Source organism: Sulfolobales archaeon, from assembly GCA_038897115.1.
In the GTDB taxonomy this organism is placed as follows: Archaea; Thermoproteota; Thermoprotei_A; order Sulfolobales; family AG1; genus AG1.
In genome coordinates, this window is the sequence record JAWAXC010000160.1 from 1 (window position 1) to 3,588 (window position 3,588).

Here is a 3,588-nt window from a genome sequence, read left to right on the forward strand (position 1 = left end):
CAAGGGTTTCCCTCAATAGCTTCTCACCATAGCTCTGGAGGCTCCTCAGATATTCTAGAACATTATCCATACCGATTCTCATGAGGTATCTAGCAGCCTCTCCAAGCCCTATGAAACCCTCTATATTTGGTGTCCCGGCAACATATCTCCAAGGCATTGCCTCGAACTCCACCTCCAGGGTCTCGGGATCTAGCCTTGTGATCATCCCACTCCCAGCCTTGCCAGGCTCTAACATCTCGCCAAGGTCTCTCCTCATATATAGCACACCGGTTCCTGAGGGGCCGAACATCTTGTGACCGCTAAATACGCCTGCGTCTAATCCCAGATCCTTTACATCTACCTTCATATGGGAGACACTCTGAGCCAGATCCCCTATACATATAGCCCCTTCTCGAGATGCTATAGAGCATATATCCCTCAGAGGGTTTATCACACCATTCACATTGCTCACGTGAACAGCGACCACTACTCTAACCCTTCCCCTTGCATTTGATAGGATCTCCTCGAGGGATTCTAGCCTCGCAGCCCCATATCTATCCACATCGATCCATAGGATCTTGCAGCCCCTCAACCTGCACACATATCTCCAGGGCATTATAGTGCTGTGATGCTCAGCCCTTGTAAGTGCTATATAATCTCCCTCCCCAATTGCTGGGGCTAGGGATAGAGCTAATATGTTCATGGCATCTGTTGAGTTGAAAGCCGGTATCACCTCATCAACATCGGAGTTTATAAGCTTCGATATGGATTCGAGGGACTCCTCGAAGAGCCTTGTAGCATCTATTGTAAGGCTATACACGCCCCTTCTAACAGTTGCATAGCCCTTCTCATAGAAGTTCTTCACAGCCTCTATAACAGGCCTAGGCTTGGGTGTTGTAGCGTTGTTATCGAGATAGATATATCCCCTCTCCTCTAGATACTTGATCTCGGGAAAGTCCTCCCTAACCCTTCTAGGATCCAACACAAATTGCGACCACCACTACGCCTTCTACATCAACCCTTATAAATATACAGCTTCTTCGTGATGTTAGACTATTTTATGTAACTGTATTATGTAGATCTATACTTTTTAGCTGTTGACCTGATTTTCATTAGTGATATCTATGGGATGGCTTGAAGATCTTAGATCTAGGATTGAGATCACATCTAAGAAGATCTATCTTGACAACGCTGGTGCAGGACCCCTTTCAAGAGATGTAATTGAATCTATAAGATCTTTCCTAGAGCTTTGGAGCAGGGAGGGAGAGCCTTGGGATGAGGCTCTAGATCATATAGTTGATGCTAGGAAGGAGTTTGCATCCTTCATAGGTGCTGACTATAGATATGTTGCAGCTGTACCAGGTGTTACATATGGGTTGAACTCCCTCCTCTCCTCCCTTAAAATCAGGCCAGGCTCTAACGCTGTTGCGAGCCCTCTTAACTTCCCAACAGGGATCATATCTCTCCAAGCAATGAGATCATCGGGGCTTCTCAGAGAGGTAAGGCTTGCAAGGCCTAGAGGAGGTTATGTCCCTCTTGAGGAGTATGAAAGGCTTATAGATGATAACACAGCGATCGTCTTAGTAGACCATGTATCTTGGATAACCGGGTATAGAGAAAGGGTTGGGGAGATCTCTGAGATAGCTCATAGAAGGGGTGCTATTGTGATAGTAGATGCCTTCCACAGCGTCGGGGTTATAGAGGTTGATGTTAAGAAAGAGGGTATAGACGCCCTCCTATGCGGATCTTATAAGTGGTTGATGGGGCCCCACGGAGCTGGCTTTGTATATGTTTCAAATCAGCTTCTAGAGGATCTAGAGCCGAGGTTCTCGGGGTGGATGGGTATAGAGGATTCCGTGCTCGCGAGAAAGCAGAGGGGAGAAAGACTTTTCGAAAGACCATTCAACATAGAGGAATTTAAACCTGCTAGGGATGCGACAAAACTCGAGTGGGGAACATGGCCGGTAATAGCTTTTGAAGGGGTTCTAGCATCTATGAGGCTTCTGAAGAGGTTTGAAGCACCACATAGATATTCCACCCATACCTCAAGGCTTGTAGAAAGGCTTGCAGAAGGGCTTAAAGAGCTGGGGCTAAGGATAACAACTCCCCTTGATAGAAGCGCTGCTATAATAACATTCGAATATAGAGATCCATATACCCTTGCGGAAATGCTGAGAAGAGATGGAATAGTAGTTTCCCCAAGACCAGGGATAATAAGGGTATCACCCCATGTCTACAACACCATTGAGGAGATAGAAACATTCATAGAGGCTGTGAAGAGATATATAACCCCTTCCCAGCGCTGAAGGACAGGATTTCTGTTAGGGTCTTAAGCGTTTATCTAGGGATTTTAAGAGCGCTTAAATAGTGCCGAGCTAATACCTCCCTAAAAGGGCTTTAATAATCATTTATGAACCTTAGGTATTATTCGCTGGCCTCAGATGATTTTGAGGTCTTAGATAGAACCTTATCTTTCCATCTAGGTAGTCCCTTATAATCTCTCTCGCAGCTTCCTCTACATTGGGCTCCCCTCCCCTCATGATCCATCCCCTTTTAACTGCTAAAACCCTAAGAATTTCTATGGGGTCTCCTGAGATTCCATATGCATCACTTATTGATCCTGGGTTTCTATCTTCTATTCTCATAATCAGATCTATAGCTACTTTCACAGGATTCTCGATTCTCTCAGGAGGTCTTAGTCTTATGGTCATCTCAAGGGGATCTGCGTCTATTGGGAGAGCCCCAGGTGTGTCTAGTATATAGATATCATATATCCTGTGGAGCTGGACACCCCTGGTATAGCCTGGGGTTCCTGGATACCTGCTTGTTGTTGCAGAGCTTCTACCCTTGATCATGTTTATCAAGCTTGACTTACCCACCTTAGGGGCTCCGAAGAACGATGCTATAGATCCCTTATCAATGCTCTTTAAGATCCTCTTCAACATAGTTATATCCCTTTTAGAGGCACTTGTTGCTATACATTCAAAGCCTTTATCCATATAATATGAGATCCACTCTGCTATAACCTCTTTAGGGACGAGATCTGATTTGTTTAAAACTATTACAAGTCGCTTACCATTTTTAAGGGCTGTATTTTCAAGAAACCTGTTTCTCAGGTACTCAGGTACCCTGGCATCGAGTATTTCGAAAACTACGTCAGAAGCTAAAACACTCTCAACAATCTCTCTCCTTGTTAAGAGCCTAAGAGGTGACCCAAGGATTCTCTTGGCAGGAGACACAGGATTCTCCTAATATTCATAGGATATGAGGATATAAACTCTGGAAACATACTCTACCCTTCTCTTAAGTTCTAGATTATATTGATTAAAAACTATGCTAGCGATCATTTTGTTTCCGCCAAAATACCTCATAGCTTGGGCAGTAAATGTTGATAGGGCATTCCCCGCATAGGGGGTTTCGAGACCTGCAATATCTTCTTCCAAGCGCTATTAACAGCCTATGGGCCTCCTCAGCCCTCTCGCCCCCGAAGAATTCTAACAGCGCTTTTGAAGCCTCCTCATAGGATCTTCTCGATACTAACCCCCATCTAATGGCTATCCTCATCGCATGGGTATCGACTGCGAAGTAAGGGGCTCCCCTGACTACTGA

Annotated in this window: 4 protein-coding genes; 1 reads left to right on the forward strand and 3 read right to left on the reverse strand. The window is 45.1% G+C overall.

The genetic code is table 11. The annotated features are described in order from the left end of the window. Positions 1-964 (reverse strand): aminotransferase class V-fold PLP-dependent enzyme (locus tag QXE01_12145; GenBank protein ID MEM4971990.1); only part of this gene is annotated, 964 nt, incomplete at its 3' end. A 139-nt stretch (positions 965-1,103) separates the two neighbouring features. On the opposite strand from QXE01_12145, the gene QXE01_12150 reads away from it, so the two are divergent. Then, entirely contained in the window at positions 1,104-2,285 is a 1,182-nt protein-coding gene (locus tag QXE01_12150; protein ID MEM4971991.1) for an aminotransferase class V-fold PLP-dependent enzyme, read from the forward strand. A gap of 111 nt (positions 2,286-2,396) precedes the next feature. On the opposite strand, the gene rsgA is transcribed toward QXE01_12150, so the two are convergent. Continuing rightward, positions 2,397-3,218 (reverse strand): GTPase RsgA, encoded by an 822-nt coding sequence (gene rsgA, locus QXE01_12155; GenBank protein MEM4971992.1) that lies wholly within the window; start codon positions 3,216-3,218, stop codon positions 2,397-2,399. A gap of 97 nt (positions 3,219-3,315) precedes the next feature. Then, positions 3,316-3,588: hypothetical protein (locus QXE01_12160; GenBank protein ID MEM4971993.1), on the reverse strand; the 273-nt coding region annotated here is incomplete at its 5' end.

Excerpts from the sequence above, each read along its gene's own strand:
- QXE01_12150 (MEM4971991.1), top strand. The coding sequence starts at position 1,104 with ATGGGATGGCTTGAAGATCTTAGATCTAGGATTGAGATCACATCTAAG.